The organism is Jiella sonneratiae (assembly GCF_017353515.1).
In the GTDB taxonomy this organism is placed as follows: Bacteria; Pseudomonadota; Alphaproteobacteria; order Rhizobiales; family Rhizobiaceae; genus Jiella; species Jiella sonneratiae.
In genome coordinates this window covers 46,534-62,129 of record NZ_JAFMPY010000027.1, presented here as the reverse complement: position 1 = coordinate 62,129, position 15,596 = coordinate 46,534, and the positions used below count along the sequence as shown (strand labels likewise).

The following is a 15,596-nucleotide window of genomic DNA, read 5'->3' as shown; positions in this document are numbered from 1 at the left end:
CAGATGCGGTTCGATGATCTCCCATTCCTGGTCGCTCAGTTCGTGACGGCGCATGGCAATCTCCTTTCAAAGGAGATTGAATCAAATCAACCACCGAACGTGAACCCGGTTATGGGGATGCGACCTAGACGAGCAGGTATGGGACGCCGCTCGCAAGAAGCGAAACGAGGCGCGAGCGGGGAGCGTACTTGGCGGGATCGTAATGATTTTGCTCTTCAGCGTCGGACTTACCTATTGCTCTTCTCATCTCGCGACCACCTCAGAAAGCCAAGTTTTAGAAAGTGGTGCTCTTGAAAAGATGGAGGCTGTCTTTGAAGGCAGGCACACGCAAACTGAGATCGAAGCACTCCTGCAAACGGTGATGAGCTTGAACGACGTTCGGCCAAGCGAAGAGGAGTACACGCGTTGGGGCTCTGTCTTGGTCGAGATGCGACGCACTACCGGAGTGAACGAAATGGCTATCCTGCGGTGCATGATAGCAGACCGAGGGACGATTAAATTTCCGGCCAGCGCGGCGATCTGTGCATCTCTCATCGCGGCTTCGGGTGAGGGCTAGCCTCCGTTGCCGACTGCTTATCGTCAAACGTCTGACCGAAGGCCGCTCACGAGATTTGAGATTGCATTTACCCATTCGTCAAGGCGTCCAATGACGGTGGTAAATTGCGGAGTTCGGCCATCAGGCCCGACAACTCTCGGCCAAGTTTTCTCATAGGTTTGCACACGACCGCCGATTAGCGCGGCAGTCGTCGCGAGATAGTCCTCGATAACCTGCCTGCGACCGAGTTTTTCCGCGGCCCCCCAGGCGTCACTGAGGTGCAATCCTCCATTGGCATCAACGTACCCAGCCGAGGATCGGATATCCGGCGAGGCGTGGAAACGAAGAACAAGCGATTTTCGGTATTCGGGCTCGATCCCAACTTTCGAGACCTTCGTAACGAACTCGCGCAACGGGCCGCTGATGCCGGGCACTCGCTGTTCGATCTGATCGAAGAATTCCGGTTCGGACGCGGTGATCTGACGCGGGCCAGCTGGACTTGCGGGCGAGAGCGAAGCGGGCGGCTTGACGTTGACAATCGCGCCATCTTCGACCGTAACAACCCCGCGCTCGATGATAGCAGTTTTGGCCGGTATCCGCGGAACGACAAGCAGGCGTCCGTTACTGTCTTTCCAGATCGAAAGATCGACCAGAGCGACGCTGGTGTGCAGACCGGCATGCAGCTGCAGGAAATCGGTGAGTTCCTCGACGCCTTCCTGAATGCCGTCGCCGATGATGAGGATCATGAAGCGGCCAAAACGCAACCGCCGCTCCACCGCATCGATGAACTGGGCCTCCTCGAGATCAGACTGATCGCGGACCCTGTCCCAAAGACTGGTGTCCAGCTGCGTTGCCCGCCTGACGGCGTCTTCAAGCTGCGAGTAATGCCACCGATGGATCGCACGGGCGTAGTCGAGTGCCTGCGCGACGACCTCACGGCGAGCCTGGGGATTGCGCATGAGCTTGCATTCGCCAAGCACGATGCTGCCCTCGGGGCTCATCCAGAGATTATCGAGATAACCCGCCGATGTCGGGAGTTCGCGACAAATCGAAATCAGCGGCGTGAAGGCGGGTTCGATATCCGACATGGGGATGACGTCGGGATTGAAATGGACCAGCTCCTGGACGAAAGCTTCCCGCCGCCGTCCATCATCGCCGCCTCCGAGATGGACGCGCTCCAGCCTGACAACGCCCATGCCATCTCGAACCATGACAGGGGCAGCGTGGCGAGAGAAACTGGGCATGGGGTGCGTCCTTCAAGAAAGCGATCCAGCCAGTTTTGCGCAGAGGTGGTTACAGTGTGCTGAAGTTGCTTCTCGGAGTGGCGGGACTTGGTCCCTAGACGACTTCGTGTCTTCAAATTCCGCCACCTGCGCGCCCGGCAGCTGGCGAAATCGCCCGCCATTCCTGCCCAACCCTCTCCCTCTCGCGAAATGAGAGCTCAACGGAGCGCCATTGCCCGCTGGAGGGCGTGGGGCCTCTAGACCTACCTGACTTCCTCTCCGCCGAAAATTAGCGCCTTCGAGGAGCCAAATCCCCCGCTGACATCAAGCGCAGTTGCGCCGCAAATCGCTACGATTGCGGTGGCCAGCAATTCGGTACAATCTAGGTGGGAGGCAGACAGCACGATGCTGGGAAAACGGCGGTTTGGGAGCACCGAAAGGAGTTGGTGTTCTTCTCCCTTCCTCTCCGCCACGATCCGCGTAAGTGACTGGCGCGGCTGATAATTTTTCAAGTATCGAAGCTGACAGACGCAGGCCCTGGTACAGAAACCTGGTCAGCACCGGTCTGCGATGTCCCGATCCATACCGCGTGTCGCGAGACGCGGCGACATCTTCCACTATCGTATGGCGGTGCCGATCCGACTTCGGCCTGTTCTGTGTAAAGGGGAGATTAAGCTCTCCCCGCGAACATCAGATCCTCTGCTAGAGCGGGATGATTTTAGGTTGGTGCATAACCTGAGTTGACGAGATAGTTGCGGCATTCGTCTCTGGTGACGTCCCGCAGGATTTCGCCGACGGCGTCGCAGAGAGTGTCGCGGGTTCGCGCGGCAGCCTTGCGCAGGAAGTGCTTGAGCTTTCCGAAGAGCTGCTCGATCGGGTTGAGGTCGGGCGAGTACTTCGGCAGGAACAGGAGCTTTGCGCCGACCTCTCGGATGGCGCGGCGCACAGCTTTGCCCTTGTGGCTCCCGAGGTTGTCGAGGATGACGATGTCGCCAGGCCTCAGGGTCGGGACGAGCACCTTCTCGACATAGAGGAGGAAGCGCTCGCCGTTGATCGGCCCGTCGATCAGCCAGGGCGCGGCGACGCCATCCTCTCGCAGTGCGGCGACGAAGGTGGAGGTTCTCCAGTGCCCGAACGGGGCCTTGTCCCGCAGTCTGTGACCCCGCGGCGCCCAGCCGCGCAGAGCGGCCATATTCGTCTTGGTCCAGGTTTCGTCGATGAAGACGAGGCGTGCAGGATCGATCCGCCCGCGATATTTCAGCCATTGTTCGCGTCGGCGAGCGACGTCTGGGCGATCCTGCTCACTGGTGAGCAACGTCTTTTTTTGAAAGACAGGTTCTGCGCGTGGACGAACTCCCAGACCGAGCGATAGTCGACGTTCAGGTCGCGCTCCGCGGCCAGTTCCTTGACCAGGCCGCGCAGCGTGAAAGCCTCTTCGGCGCAGCGCTGGCGCAGCCACTCGGCATGGCCGTCGGAAATCTTCTTCGGCTTGTGCCCGCCCATCTGGCCGGGCGCGAAGCTCCCAGTCTCTTCAAACCGGTCGACCCAGCGGATCGCCGTGCTGACCGCGACACCGAAGCGGCGGGCAGCCTGGTTCCGCGACATCCCTTCCTGCGTCACCGCGGCCACTACCCTGGCACGCAGGTCCATCGAATAGGGTTTTGCCATCCATGCTGGCCTCCTCCCAGCCAGCATGTTGAATCATATCAGCTTTTCTCGGACAAGGGAATCCGCCCCGATTCAGGGCAAACTCATCCCGCTCTAGCACGCATACGCGGCCGGAGGCTGTCGAGCGCCCTCGACGCCTATCTAGAGGAACTGAAGACGATGCCTGTTTCGTCGTTCGAGATCGTGGGAGAGCGCATCCGGAATTATTTCCAGGTCTGCCTAAGAACGAAACGCTCTCCACTTTCCCGGGGCAAGTCCAGCAAAATGCCACTTCAAAATCTCAAATGCGATTCCCCTGCGGGTTTCAGCCGCTCAACCGGAGCGAAAACGGTTCGCCGCCTCGAGCGCGGACTTCTGCGCATCGGCGTCGAGGCCGCGGAAGAAGTCGTCGAGCACCGCATCGGAATTCTTCATGCGCTTGGCGAGCACTGCCCATTTCGCCGCCTGGGCGACGTCCGGGGCGGTGCCGATCCCGTCCTTGTAGAGATGGGCGACGCGGTTGACGGCGATCGGATTGCCGAGTTCGGCGGCGTGCCGGAGGAAGAGGAACCCCTCCTCCGGCTTGGCCGGTCCGCCCTTGCCGTTGATCAGCCAGATGCCGTACTCGATCTGCGCGATGTCGAAGCCGTTGAGCGCTGCCGCGTGAAGGAAGCTGCGGGCCGCATCGAGGTTCTGCGCGACACCCTTGCCGTTGGCATAGAGCTGCGACATCGCGTATTGCGCCTCGGGCACGCCGGCATTCGCCGCCTTCTCGAAATAGCTGGCCGCGTCGGCGAAGCCGCCGGCGGGCGAACTCTCGATCAGCATCTGGCCGAAATTGTATTCCGCCAGCGGCAGGCCGGCATCGGCCGCCGCCTTCATCAGGTCGCGTGCCTGCGCCTCGTCCTGTTTCACGGCGGTGCCGGCGAGAAGAATCATGGCATAGCGGAACTGCGCCTCGGCATTGCCGGCCTTGGCCGCCGCCTCGTACCAGCGCGCCGCCTCCTTCATGTCACGCTTGACGCCGAGGCCGCGGGAATAGATCTCGCCGAGCAGCGTCTGCGCCGCGGGATCGCCGATATTGGCCAGCGGCTCGGCAAGCTGCACCGCCGTCAGATAGTAGCCGCGCTGGAAGGCGCCGTAGGCCATGTCGCTCTTCGAGGGCGACGACGCGGCGCCCCCGCCATCGCTCCGGCCCTTGCCGGCCGGTTTCGCCTCGGCGGTGCGGTCCGAAGGAGCCCGGGCGCCATGCGCCGCGCCCCGGTCCGGGCGCTTCGTGGGGGCGGCGACCGTCTTCTCCGCGGTCTTTTCCGCGGCGAGGGCCCGGGCGGGCACGAGCGCCGGCGGGGCTGCGAACATCGCGGCGGCGAGCATCGCCGCGGCGAGGGCCGGCCGCGGGACGCGGTGCCCGCCATCCCTGCGGCAGGCCTGCTCAGGCGCCGCGGTCATTCGGAAATCCGTTCGAAATAAGCGTCGAGGACGCGGTTCGCCGCAGCGACGCAGGCCGCCGGATCGTTCCCTTCGGCAAACACCGCCCGCGCCAGCCCGATGAATTCGGCACCGGTCGCGGCGGCCGTCTCCAGCGTCGAAAGATCCGCCCCGCCGAGGAGAATGCAGGGGATCTCGACGATCGGAGCCCACCATTCCGCGAGCGCCAGGCTCTTGTGATGAGGGCCGGCGTCGCTGTCGCCGCCGAAGCGGCCGAACAGCAGGTAGTCCGGCATCCGCTCGCCGGCCTCCAGCGCGTCGTGGCGGGTCTCGAAGCCCGAGCAGCCGACGATCATCTTCGGCTGGTGGCGGGAGACAGCCTCGCCGAGCGCCTCGACATCACCGCCGGTCAGATGCAGCCCGTCGGCCTTCGCCCGGCCGGCCGCGCGGCTGTCGTCGACGACGATCGCCGCCGCCCCCGCCGCCTGGACGAGGGGAACGAGGGTCTCGGCAAGGCGCTGGAACGCCGCGGCGTCGCGCCCGGCGGGATCGATGAGCACGGAGGCGACGTCGCCGCCGGCCATGGCGGCGCCGAGCTTCGCCGCGGCCTCGTCGTCTGAAAGCGGCGTCGTGACGAGCACCAGCCGCGGGCGGATCGGGTCTAGGATCATGATGCCCGTCGATACTCCAGAGCGGCCTGGGTGTGAAGCGCCCGCGTCGCCGCGGTTCGTCCCAACCGTCAACGCTGTGTAGGCGAAACGCGGCAGCAGCCAACGCGGGCGAGGCAAGGCGGCCCGCCCGCCTCCTTGCCGGCCGAGCCCGCTTGCAGGCCCGACCCCGCTTGCTCGCCCGTCCTCTTGCCGGCCCCCCCTCGCCGAACCGCCCCCCCTTGCCGGCCCGCTTCCCCTCGCCTATCCCGCTGAAACACCGGAGGACGAGCACAGACCGTGATAACCGATCCGCTGTTCTACGCCGTCGCGATCCCGGCGGTGATCCTGATCGGCTTGTCCAAGGGCGGCTTCGGCGGCACCGCGGCGCTGGTCGGCGTGCCGCTGATGGCGATCGCCGTGCCGCCGGTGACGGCCGCCGGCATCCTCCTGCCGATCCTTCTCGTCATGGACGTCGTCGGCCTCTTCGCCTGGCGCGGACGCTTCGACCGCGGCATCGTTTTCACCATGCTGCCGGCGGCGGCCCTCGGCGTGCTTCTCGGCTACCTCACCGCGGCGGCAGTGTCGGAGGACGCCTTCCGCCTGACCATCGGGCTTCTGGCGCTCAGCTTCTTCGGCAACTGGCTGGCCGGCGCGCGGCGGGCCCGGGCGGCGCGGCCGCAGCAGCCGGCGAAGGGCGCCTTCTGGGGCGCCGTCGCGGGATTTGCGAGCTTCGTCAGCCATGCCGGCGGCCCGCCCTATCAGATCTACGTCGTCCCGCTGAAGATCCCGCCGCCGGTCTTCGCCGGCACCTCGGTGATCTTCTTTGCCTCCGTCAACGCCATGAAGCTCCTGCCCTACTTCCTGCTCGGCCAGTTCTCCCGCGACAATCTGTCGACTTCCGCGGCGCTGCTGCCACTCGCGCCGGTCGCAACGCTTGCCGGCATCTGGCTGGTCAAGCGCACCGATCCGACGCTGTTCTACCGGATCATCTACTGGCTACTGCTGCCGATCGGGCTGAAACTCGTCTATGACGGGGCGGCGGCGCTCTTCTGAACGAGGGGCACCGCCACCGACACGGGAGGGGCCCAGGCGGGCGCCGCCCGGCACGGACGAAGAACGACGCCGACGGGAGGACGGGCATGGGCATCTACGACGAGCATCTGGACCGCAACGCGGCGAACTATCAACCGCTGACGCCGCTCACCTTCCTGTCGCGGGCGGCGCTGATCCATCCAGACCGCACGGCGATCGTCCACGGGTCGCTGGAGCGCAGCTATCGCGACTTCTACGCCCGCTCCCGCAGGCTGGCCTCGGCCCTGTCGCGGCGCGGGATCGGGCGCGGCGAGACCGTCGCCGTCATGCTGTCCAACACCCCCGCAATGCTCGAGGCCCATCACGGCGTGCCGATGGCCGGGGCGGTGCTCCTGTCGATCAACACCCGCCTCGACGCGGAGATCATCGCCTTTCAGCTCGACCATGCCGAAGCGAAAGTCGTCATCGTCGACCTCGAATTTTCCGAGGTCATGGCGGAGGCGCTCGGCAAGGCGAAGGCGGCGCCCCTCGTCGTCGACTACGACGATCCCGACTTTCCCGCCGACGCGCCGGCGAAGAAGGGCGAGCCGATCGGCAGCCTGGAATACGAGGCGCTTCTCGCCGAGGGAGACCCCGACTTCGACTGGCAGATGCCGCAGAACGAATGGGACGCGATCTCGCTGAACTACACCTCGGGCACGACCGGCAATCCGAAGGGCGTCGTCTACCATCATCGCGGCGCGGCGCTGATGGGCTACGCCAACATCGTGGCGGCCGGGATGACCGGCCATCCGGTCTATCTGTGGACCCTGCCGATGTTCCACTGCAACGGCTGGTGCTTTCCCTGGACGCTCGCCGTCCAGGCCGGCACCCATGTCTGCCTGCGCTGGGTCAGGGCAAGGGCGATGTACGACGCCATCGCCGATCACGGCGTCACGCATCTCTGCGGCGCGCCGATCGTCATGGCGACGCTGATCAACGCCGAAGAAAACGACAAGCGTCCGTTCACCCAGACCGTCACATTCAACACCGCCGCGGCGCCGCCGCCGCAGGCGGTGCTCGCCGGCATGCGGGACGCCGGCTTCGAGGTGACGCATCTCTACGGCCTGACCGAGACCTACGGTCCGGCGGTGGTCAACGCCTGGAAGGCCGAGTGGAACGAGCTCGACCGGCCGGGACAGGCCGCCCGAAAGGCCCGCCAGGGCGTCCGCTATCCGGCGCTGGAGGACCTTGCCGTGATGGACGGCCGGAAGATGGAGAAGGTGCCGGCCGACGGCGAGACGATCGGCGAGGTCATGTTCCGCGGCAACATCGTGATGCGCGGCTACCTGAAAAACCCGGAAGCGAGCGCCGAGGCGTTTCGCGGCGGCTGGTTCCATTCCGGCGATCTCGGCGTCATGCACGAGGACGGCTATATCGAGCTGAAGGACCGGGCCAAGGACATCATCATCTCCGGCGGCGAGAACATCTCCTCGATCGAGGTCGAGAACGCCCTCTACCTCCACCCGGCGGTGCAGACCGCCGCCGTCGTCGCCAAGCCCGACGACAGATGGGGCGAGACGCCGCTCGCCTTCGTCGAGCTGAAGCCCGGCCGCGCGGCGAGCGAGGAGGAGCTGATCGCCCACTGCCGCGCAAAGCTCGCCCGGTTCAAATGCCCCAAGGAGATCCGCTTCGCCGAGGTGCCGAAGACCTCGACCGGCAAGATCCAGAAATACGTCCTCCGCAAGATGATCGACGACTGACCGGCCCCGGCCGAGGGGCCGCGAGGCCGCGAGGCCGCCGCCTCTTTATCGAGCTTGCTTCGATGGCGGCGCCACGCGGCTCCGCCATCTCATACGAGATCCGCTCGATCAGAGCGGGGCTCGTATCAAGCCCGCGCGGCGAATGAGCGTCCTTGTTTCCGGCATCACGAGGTGATCTGCCGGAAACCTCATCAAGGCTCAGCCTGCCGGCTGGCGCCTCACCTTGGTCGCGGCCTTCTCGAAGGCTTCGTCCGGCACGAAGAAATCGGCCATCGGCACGCCGTTCTCCGGGCCGTAGGGGGCGAAGTCGGTGGCGCCCTCCTCCATCAGCACCAGCTCGTCGATCAGGAAGCGGCCGGTGAAGCTGCGCGACGGCTTGGTGAGGATCGCATGGGCGGCGTCGGCGACGATGTCGGCCGAGCGGCTCATCGCCGCCAGCGGCGCCCCGCCGAGGACGTTGCGCACGGCAGCCGTGTCGATCACCGTCAGCGGCCAGAGCGAGTTGACGGCGATTCCGTCGGCCTTCAGTTCCTCCGCAAGGCCCAGCGTCACCATCGACATGCCGAACTTCGCCATCGAATAGGCGACGTGGCCGGCAAACCACTTCGCCTGCATGTCGAGCGGCGGCGACAGCGTCAGAATGTGCGGGTTCTCGGCCTTCTGCAGATGCGGAATGCAGCATTTGGAGACGAGGAAGGTGCCGCGGGCGTTCACGCCGTTCATCAGGTCGTAGCGCTTCATGTCGGTCGACAGCGTGTCGGTGAGCTGGATCGCCGAGGCGTTGTTGATGCACACGTCGATCCCGCCGAAACGCTCGACCGTCTTTTCGACCGCAGCCTCCACCTGGGCGTCGTCGCGGATGTCGCAGAGGACGGCGAGGCCCCGTCCGCCGGCCTTTTCGATCTCCTCCACCGCGGTGTGGATCGTGCCGGGAAGCTTGGGATGCGGCTGGTCGGTCTTTGCCGCGACGACGACGTTGGCGCCGTCGCGCGCCGCCCGCAGCGCGATCGCGAGGCCGATGCCGCGCGAACCGCCGGACATGAAGATGGTCTTACCCTGAAGCGTTGCGGCCATGGCCGTCTCCTCCTCCGCCTTGATTGACGTTTACGTCAAAGTGGACCGGCGGGCGGCGGGAAGCAAGCGGGGTTGGTTCGCCTCCGCCATGAGACTTCTTTTCCGAACCAGGCAGTGAAGAGCGCGTGCGGCGCGAGCGCGCGGCGAGCGCGTCTATCGTTCCGAAGCGGCTGGAAGGTTCGCCGTCAGAAACTGCATAAGCACCTTCGCCTGTCCCTTCGTCATTTCGTGGCCCGCCACCGTCGCGGCACCCTTCTCCGAAGCCGCCGTCAGGAACGCCGTCGGCCGATCCGACGGCACGACGTCCGCGACGAGCGTCGACGGCTGCAGCTCCGTCAGAGCGATCGGCGGCGGATCGCCGGGCTTCATGCCGAGCGTCGTCGCGTTGACGACGATGTCATAGGAACCGACGCCGTCGCAGCCGCGCCTTGCCCCGCACGTCGGGAAATTCGCTTCGATCAGGGCGGCGAGGGAGGCTTCCCGCGCCGCGTCGAGGTCGGATACGGCGATCGACGCCGCGCCGGCCGCGGCGAAGGCGACCGCGATGGCGCGCCCCGCCCCGCCGGCGCCGATCAGCAGCACCTTGGCGCCGGCGACGGGGCGCCGGGCCTCGACGGGAGCAAGGAGCCCGATGCCGTCGAACATGTCGCCCTCCCAGCCCCCGTCCGCGCGCCGGCGCATCGCGTTGACGACACCCAGCATGCGGGCGCGGTCGCTGGCCACGTCGACGTGGGCGAGCGCCCGCTCCTTGAACGGATAGGTCACCACCAGCCCGTCCAGATTGGCCATCGCCTTGAGCGCCGGCATCATCATGGCGAAAGAGGCGGCCGGAACGTGGAACGGCAGCAGGACGGCGTCGATGCCCGCCGCGGCGAGCATCGGATTCAGCAATGCCGGCGTGCGCGCCTGGACGATCGGATCGCCGACGATCGCAAAAATCCTGGTCTTTCCGCTGATGGTCATGCCGTTTCTCCTTCGAGCCGAGAACCGAAAACCTTGAACCGAGGGTCAGACCCGGTGAATCTGCATTCCGCCGGCGATCTCGAGCCGGATACCGGTCGCATAGGGCAGCCCGCCCGCGACCAGCGTCAGCACGGCCCTCGCGACGTCCTCCGCCGTACCCCAGCGGCCGGCCGGCACCCCGCCGCTCCCGATGAAGGCCGTGTAGCACTCGCGCGCGGGTTCGGTCATGGCCGTGGCGATGATCCCGGGGCGGATCTCGAAGACCGGAATTCCCGCATCGGCGAGGCGCGAGGCGAAGAGCGCGACCATCATCGAAAGGCCGGCCTTGGTCATGCAGAAGTCGCCGCGATTCTCGCCGACGATCTGGGCATTGACCGAGGTGATCGTCACGATGCTCCGCGCCCGGTCCTCGGGCCGCGCGAGGAAACGGCGGGCGAGCGCCTGGGTCAGGAAGAAGGTGCCGCGCAGATTGACCGCGACCGACCGGTCGAAGCTCTCGGGGGAAAGGTCGAGCAGGTCGCCGCGCACGAGCGACGTGACGCCGGCATTGTTGACGAGACAGGTGATCGGGCCGAACTCTTGCTCGATCCGGTCGAGCAGCGGCCCGTGCGCCGCGGTCTCCGCGAGGTCGAAGAGGAAGTGGCCGGCGCGGCCGGCGCCCGGCGGAGCCGGGTCGAGCCAGCCGGCCGGCGCCTCGTTCGGGCCGGCGGTCGCGACGTCGAACCCCGAGGCGCGCAGAAGCTGCGCCGTCGCATGGCCGATTCCCGAGCCACCGCCGGTGACCAGCACCGTGCCCCTGGATGAGCTCTTCTTCGGGAGAGCCGCGCTCACGGCCGGCGCCGCCGGCGCTCGTCGATCGGCCGCAGCCCGCGGCGGTCGAGTTCGGCGCGCGACAGGCCGTATTGCAGGACGTAGCTGCCGCGTCGGATGGCGCCCGCAATGCCGCAGCGGGCGAGATGCTCCTCGCCGAGGAGATCGGCGCGCAGGGCGGCAACGGCGTCCTGGGTGAGCGTCTCGACGAGGAGGATCCAGGCCGCCACCTCGTCGCGGCCGCCGCGCAGGCGCATCTCGGCGGTCTCGCCGCCGCTGTCGCGCTCGCCCTGCAAAAGGTGGACGCCGACGACGCGCGGGTGTGCGGCGAGCGGCGCGAGCAGCGCAGCTTCGAGGCGCCGGGCAAAGCCTTCGGGTTCCGCCTGTGCGCCGAGCCGCAGCGTCTCGACGACGCTCCCCTCGCCGATGCCCGCCGTCCACGCGACGCGGCAGGCCGTCCGCGACGTGTCCCGGAAGGCGCGCACGACGCGGGACGTCCATTCCGAGGGACGATCGAGTTCCGCCTGATAGGCCGGCGAGGCGAGGTCATCGGGCCGCGCCGTCTCGTAGAAGTTGAAATATTTCGGCTCGCCGTCGAGCGCGACGTAGCGCCGCCCGCGCAGGAACCCCTCGATCGACACCCGCTCGGGAATGTGCTCGCGCACGTGCCAGTTCAGGAACTCGACCTCGGCGTCCGGCTCGATGCCGTTCCAAATGGCCAGAACGCCGTCTCCCAGCATCGCCATGCCGCCCTCCATCCGATCCGATAGGTCTCGCCGCTCGATGCGGCCGCCGCCCGGGTCTCGATCCGTCGCCCGATGTGTCGATCCGGCGCCGGCCGGGCCGGGCCCCGACAAAACCGGTCAGGCCGCGCCGCGCGCTTCCCAGCGGCGCGCCATCTGCGGCGCATAGGGAACGAGGCGCTGTTCCTGTTCCCCGAGCCCGGTGATGCCGAGCCGCATCACGTCGCCGGCCTTCATGAAGACCGGCGGGACGGCGCCGAGGCCGACGCCCGGCGGGGTTCCGGTGGTGATGATGTCGCCCGGCTGCAGCGCCATGTAGCGGCTGACATAGGAGACGATGTGCGCGCAGGTGAAGATCATCCGCCGCGTCGTGCCGGTCTGCACCCTGTTGCCGTTGAGGTCGAGCCACAGGTCGAGATCCTGCACGTCGGCGATCTCGTCGCGCGTCACCAGCCACGGGCCGCAGGGCGCGAAGGTCGGGAAACTCTTGCCCTTCGTCCACTGCCCTTCGCGTTCCAGCTGGAATTCGCGCTCGGAGAGATCGTTCAACACGCAGAAGCCGGCGACATAATCGAGCGCGCGGTCTTCCGGCACGTCCCAGCAGGGGGTTCCGACGACGAAGGCGAGTTCCACCTCCCAGTCGAGCTTGGTGGAGCCGGCCGGCAGGATCACCGGGTCGTTGGCGCCGCAGAGCGCCCCGGTATGCTTGTTGAAGATGATCGGCTGCGAGGGGATCGGTGCGTTCGTCTCCTCGGCGTGGTCGGTGTAGTTGAGGCCGATGCAGACGAGGTTCGGGACGGTCGCGACCGGAACGCCGTAACGGATGCCGGCGTCCAGAACCGGCAGCGCGGCGAGATCGAGGGCCCGCAACGCGTCGAGGCCGGAAGCGCCCAGGACGGACGCGTCGATGTCGCGGACCACCCCCGAAAGATCCCTGGGGTTCCCCTCGCCGTCGACGATGCCGGGACGTTCCTGCCCCTGCGGGCCATGGCGGAAGAGCTTCATTGTCGGACTTTCCTCGTCTTGGGATCACAGCCGGAAGCGGCTGACCTTCGGTTCTCGTCGCGGACGGCCCCGCTCAGCCGGTGCCCTGCCCGTCCAGCGTCCGGCGCGGCCTGCGATGGCCCGACGGGGCCGCGTCGAGGTCCGGACCGAGTCGCATCGGCTCCGGCGAAAACAGCCGAGCATCCATGATCTTAAGGTCGCCGGCGATCGCCGGGCGGAAGGCCATCTGGCCGACGACGTCGCGTTCGAGATCGATGCCCGGGGCGATCTCGATCAGCCTCAGGCCGTCCGGCGAGACGTCGAAGACCGCCCGCTCGGTGACGAAGGCGGCGCCGCGCCCCTGGCGAAGGGCGAATTGCGAGTTGTAGCAGATCTGCTCGATGCCGGAGACGAACTTGCGGTGCCGCCCCTCCTGACGGATGGCGAGCCTGCCGCCGGCGCATTCGACCTCCAGCCCGCCGGAGGTGAAGGTGCCGCTGAACACCACCTTGCGGGCGTTCTGGCTGATGTTCACGAAGCCGCCGATGCCGACGATCTTGTCGCCGAACCGGCTGACATTGACGTTGCCCGCCGGATCGACCTCGGCAAACGAGAGGAAGGCGATGTCAAGGCCGCCGCCGTCGTAGAAGTCGAACTGGTAGGGCTGGTCGACGACGGCCGAAAAGTTCTGGGCCGCGCCGGAATCGACGCCGGTCAGCGGCGCACCGCCGATATAGCCCTGCTCGTTGGTCAGCACGATGTCGCCGAGGACGCCCTCCTCCGCCGCCACGGAGGAGACGCCGGTCGAGATGCCGGCTCCGAGGTTGCAGACGGCGCCCTTGCGCAGTTCGAACGCCGCGCGGCGCGCCACGATCTTGCGGACCGAGAAGGGAAGCTTCGCCATCGAGGCAAGCGGCACCCGCAGTTCGCCCGAATAGCTCGGATCGTAGTCGCTGGCATAGGTCTGCCGCTGCCCGGGGTCGACCACCACGTAGTCGACGAGGATGCCGGGGATCTTGACCTCGCGCGCCTTCAGGCCGCGCCGCTCGGCCAGACGCTTGACCTGAACCACGACCGCGGCGCCCTGGCGCCGGGCCGCCTGGGCGCAGGACAGCATCTCGCCGGGAATCGCCTCCTGCTCCATCGAGACGTTGCCGTCCTCGTCGGCGGTCGTGCCGCGCAGGAAGACGACGTCGAGCGGCAGCGGCTTGAAGCGGAGCCATTCCTCGCCGGCGACCTCGAGCAGTTCCACCAGATCCTCGCGGGCGCTCTCGCTCTGCCGGGCGCCGAGCTGGCGCGGATCGACGAAGGTGTGAAGGCCGGTCTTGGTGATCAGGCCGGGGCGCCCGGCCGCCATCTCGCGGACGAGCTGGGCGATGACGCCCTGCGGCAGGGTGTAGGACTCGATCTCGTTGCGGCGGGCGAGCTCGATCAGCGGCGGCGAGTCGATCAGCGCGCTCGTCACGCTGCGTCTCAGCATGCCGGGGTGACGGAAGCAGGCGGCGCCCTTCAACTTGCGATCGCCGATCCCGACGGCATGGACGAGACAGAGGTCCTTCGGCTCGCCCGTATCGAGGAAGCGTTTCTCGACCGCGTCGAGAAGCGCCTGCGGCACGCAGTGGCCGCCGCCCGATCCGCTGACGAGGAGATTGTCGCCATTCCGGATGAGGCTTGCAGCCTGTGCCGAATCGATGACCTGCATTTTCCCGATGTCCTTCCCGAACTGTCCCGCGACGGCGGCGACGGCGCCGTGTCCTCGGCGCTGGTGTCGACGATCGTCTTTGCTACCCGGCACGCAGGCGTTGCCGGCCGTCCTCGCCCTCTTCCCGGCCGGGCTGCGGCGCCCTCCCCCGCGTCCGCTCGGCATTGGGCGGGTAGTCGGTTCCAAGGCGCAGCGGCCAGAGGTCGGAGAGTTCGGCGGCACAGGCGGTGACGAGCGGGGCGAGATCCTGCACCCGCGCGTCCGTCATCCGCACGCTCGGTCCGGCGATGCTGACCGTCGCGGCGACCGGGCCGGTGCTGCCCGAGCGGATCACCGCGGCGAGAGCGGTCACGCCGGGCTCCGCCTCGTTCATGACCCGCCCGTAGCCGCGTGCGGCCGTCGCCGCGAGTTCCTCGATGAGCTCGGCGACGGAACGCATGACGTTCGGCCCGTAGGCTTCGGCGTTCTCGAACCCGCCGGTGGCGAGCACGATCTCGATCGCCCGGTCGAGCGGCAGCGTCGACAGCCACGCTTTGCCGCTCGCCGTCGCATGAAGCGGCACCGTCGCGGCGGCTGTCGAGGGCTGGTACATCAGCCCGGCCCGCGCCCCCTGCGCCTGGGCCACCCAGACCAGCGCGTTGGAATCCACCACCGCCAGCCGCACGAATTCCCGCGACGCCGCCGCAAGCTGGTCGAGCAGCGGCTGGCAGATGTCCGGAATGCCGGAGGCGACGTAGAAGCGCTGCCCGAGGATGACCAGCCGCATGGTCAGACCGTAGAAGCCGGTCTGCGCATCCTTCTTCGCCCAACCCTCCTCGACGAGAGTCGTTAGAAGGCGGTGGGCTCCGCTCTTGGGAAGGTTCAGCCGCTCCGCGATCTCCCCGAGCGGCATGTCGGCGGCGCTGTCGGCGAGGAGCTGGATGATCGAAAGGCAGCGCTCGGCGGGAACATGTGTCATCTCACCACTCCATGGTCGAGGGCGCCGGCAATGCGCAGGCTCCGGCCGATCTCGGCCTGCGCTTCGATGCAGCGTCGCCGGTCGGCGCCGGGCTGCGGGCGGTCC

The 15,596-nt window shown here is 67.1% G+C and carries 15 protein-coding genes; 4 read left to right on the top strand and 11 right to left on the bottom strand.

Features of this window, described 5'->3' with window-relative positions; all coding sequences use genetic code 11:
* Window positions 1-202 precede the first annotated feature (202 nt).
* Window positions 203-556: a hypothetical protein gene (locus J1C47_RS19775; RefSeq protein ID WP_207352518.1), complete on the top strand. Its 354-nt coding sequence runs from the start codon at window positions 203-205 to the stop codon at window positions 554-556.
* Window positions 557-579: 23 nt separating this feature from the next.
* Here the strand turns inward: J1C47_RS19775 and J1C47_RS19770 are convergent, their stop codons facing one another.
* Complete coding sequence (locus J1C47_RS19770) at window positions 580-1,779, bottom strand: hypothetical protein (RefSeq protein WP_207352517.1); 1,200 nt, start codon at window positions 1,777-1,779, stop codon at window positions 580-582.
* 549 nt (window positions 1,780-2,328) lie between these two features.
* Between J1C47_RS19770 and J1C47_RS24250 the strand changes: the two genes are divergently transcribed.
* A complete protein-coding gene (locus J1C47_RS24250; protein ID WP_425354583.1) occupies window positions 2,329-2,502 on the top strand; it encodes a DUF6538 domain-containing protein in 174 nt (57 codons plus the stop codon).
* Here the strand turns inward: J1C47_RS24250 and J1C47_RS19765 are convergent.
* The 3 genes from J1C47_RS19765 to J1C47_RS19755 form a co-directional block, all read right to left on the bottom strand.
* Window positions 2,477-3,426 (bottom strand): IS630 family transposase gene (locus tag J1C47_RS19765; protein ID WP_245396691.1). Its coding sequence is split into 2 segments (ribosomal slippage): window positions 2,477-3,082 and window positions 3,085-3,426, totalling 948 coding nucleotides; the frame shifts between segments, so codons are not numbered across the junction. The genes J1C47_RS24250 and J1C47_RS19765 overlap by 26 nt on opposite strands.
* Before the next feature lie 312 nt (window positions 3,427-3,738).
* On the bottom strand, window positions 3,739-4,854 hold the full coding sequence (locus J1C47_RS19760; RefSeq protein ID WP_245396690.1) for a tetratricopeptide repeat protein: 1,116 nt from the start codon (window positions 4,852-4,854) through the stop codon (window positions 3,739-3,741).
* Window positions 4,851-5,504: a thiamine phosphate synthase gene (locus tag J1C47_RS19755; protein ID WP_207352515.1), complete on the bottom strand. Its 654-nt coding sequence runs from the start codon at window positions 5,502-5,504 to the stop codon at window positions 4,851-4,853. Before J1C47_RS19755 ends, J1C47_RS19760 begins: the two co-directional genes overlap by 4 nt.
* Window positions 5,505-5,780: 276 nt before the next feature.
* Between J1C47_RS19755 and J1C47_RS19750 the strand changes: the two genes are divergently transcribed.
* Together J1C47_RS19750 and J1C47_RS19745 are read left to right on the top strand one after the other, a co-directional pair.
* Window positions 5,781-6,536, top strand: coding sequence for a TSUP family transporter (locus J1C47_RS19750; RefSeq protein ID WP_207352514.1), 756 nt, complete (start codon window positions 5,781-5,783; stop codon window positions 6,534-6,536).
* 86 nt (window positions 6,537-6,622) lie between these two features.
* A complete protein-coding gene (locus J1C47_RS19745) occupies window positions 6,623-8,257 on the top strand; it encodes an acyl-CoA synthetase (RefSeq protein WP_207352513.1) in 1,635 nt (544 codons plus the stop codon).
* 198 nt (window positions 8,258-8,455) lie between these two features.
* On the opposite strand, the gene J1C47_RS19740 is transcribed toward J1C47_RS19745, so the two are convergent.
* The 7 genes from J1C47_RS19740 to J1C47_RS19710 all read right to left on the bottom strand — a co-directional run bounded on the left by J1C47_RS19740 (window position 8,456) and on the right by J1C47_RS19710 (window position 15,491).
* Complete coding sequence (locus tag J1C47_RS19740; RefSeq protein WP_207352512.1) at window positions 8,456-9,331, bottom strand: SDR family oxidoreductase; 876 nt, start codon at window positions 9,329-9,331, stop codon at window positions 8,456-8,458.
* A gap of 153 nt (window positions 9,332-9,484) precedes the next feature.
* Entirely contained in the window at window positions 9,485-10,294 is an 810-nt protein-coding gene (locus tag J1C47_RS19735) for a shikimate dehydrogenase family protein (protein WP_207352511.1), read from the bottom strand.
* A gap of 45 nt (window positions 10,295-10,339) precedes the next feature.
* Window positions 10,340-11,125: a 3-ketoacyl-ACP reductase gene (locus J1C47_RS19730; protein ID WP_210382378.1), complete on the bottom strand. Its 786-nt coding sequence runs from the start codon at window positions 11,123-11,125 to the stop codon at window positions 10,340-10,342.
* Window positions 11,122-11,850 (bottom strand): DUF4286 family protein, encoded by a 729-nt coding sequence (locus tag J1C47_RS19725; RefSeq protein WP_207352510.1) that lies wholly within the window; start codon window positions 11,848-11,850, stop codon window positions 11,122-11,124. Before J1C47_RS19725 ends, J1C47_RS19730 begins: the two co-directional genes overlap by 4 nt.
* 117 nt (window positions 11,851-11,967) lie before the next feature.
* Entirely contained in the window at window positions 11,968-12,852 is an 885-nt protein-coding gene (locus tag J1C47_RS19720; protein ID WP_207352509.1) for a fumarylacetoacetate hydrolase family protein, read from the bottom strand.
* Window positions 12,853-12,925: 73 nt separating this feature from the next.
* Window positions 12,926-14,533: an acyl CoA:acetate/3-ketoacid CoA transferase gene (locus J1C47_RS19715; RefSeq protein ID WP_207352508.1), complete on the bottom strand. Its 1,608-nt coding sequence runs from the start codon at window positions 14,531-14,533 to the stop codon at window positions 12,926-12,928.
* Between the two features lie 82 nt (window positions 14,534-14,615).
* Window positions 14,616-15,491 carry an IclR family transcriptional regulator gene (locus J1C47_RS19710; RefSeq protein WP_207352507.1) on the bottom strand — a complete coding sequence of 292 codons (876 nt, stop codon included), beginning with the start codon at window positions 15,489-15,491 and terminating at the stop codon, window positions 14,616-14,618.
* Window positions 15,492-15,596: the final 105 nt, after the last annotated feature.

Excerpts from the sequence above, each read along its gene's own strand:
- J1C47_RS19775 (WP_207352518.1), top strand. The coding sequence starts at position 203 with ATGATTTTGCTCTTCAGCGTCGGACTTACCTATTGCTCTTCTCATCTC.
- J1C47_RS19770 (WP_207352517.1), bottom strand. The coding sequence starts at position 1,779 with ATGCCCAGTTTCTCTCGCCACGCTGCCCCTGTCATGGTTCGAGATGGC.
- J1C47_RS24250 (WP_425354583.1), top strand. The coding sequence starts at position 2,329 with ATGTCCCGATCCATACCGCGTGTCGCGAGACGCGGCGACATCTTCCAC.
- J1C47_RS19760 (WP_245396690.1), bottom strand. The coding sequence starts at position 4,854 with ATGACCGCGGCGCCTGAGCAGGCCTGCCGCAGGGATGGCGGGCACCGC.
- J1C47_RS19755 (WP_207352515.1), bottom strand. The coding sequence starts at position 5,504 with ATGATCCTAGACCCGATCCGCCCGCGGCTGGTGCTCGTCACGACGCCG.
- J1C47_RS19745 (WP_207352513.1), top strand. The coding sequence starts at position 6,623 with ATGGGCATCTACGACGAGCATCTGGACCGCAACGCGGCGAACTATCAA.
- J1C47_RS19740 (WP_207352512.1), bottom strand. The coding sequence starts at position 9,331 with ATGGCCGCAACGCTTCAGGGTAAGACCATCTTCATGTCCGGCGGTTCG.
- J1C47_RS19735 (WP_207352511.1), bottom strand. The coding sequence starts at position 10,294 with ATGACCATCAGCGGAAAGACCAGGATTTTTGCGATCGTCGGCGATCCG.
- J1C47_RS19725 (WP_207352510.1), bottom strand. The coding sequence starts at position 11,850 with ATGGCGATGCTGGGAGACGGCGTTCTGGCCATTTGGAACGGCATCGAG.
- J1C47_RS19720 (WP_207352509.1), bottom strand. The coding sequence starts at position 12,852 with ATGAAGCTCTTCCGCCATGGCCCGCAGGGGCAGGAACGTCCCGGCATC.
- J1C47_RS19715 (WP_207352508.1), bottom strand. The coding sequence starts at position 14,533 with ATGCAGGTCATCGATTCGGCACAGGCTGCAAGCCTCATCCGGAATGGC.
- J1C47_RS19710 (WP_207352507.1), bottom strand. The coding sequence starts at position 15,491 with ATGACACATGTTCCCGCCGAGCGCTGCCTTTCGATCATCCAGCTCCTC.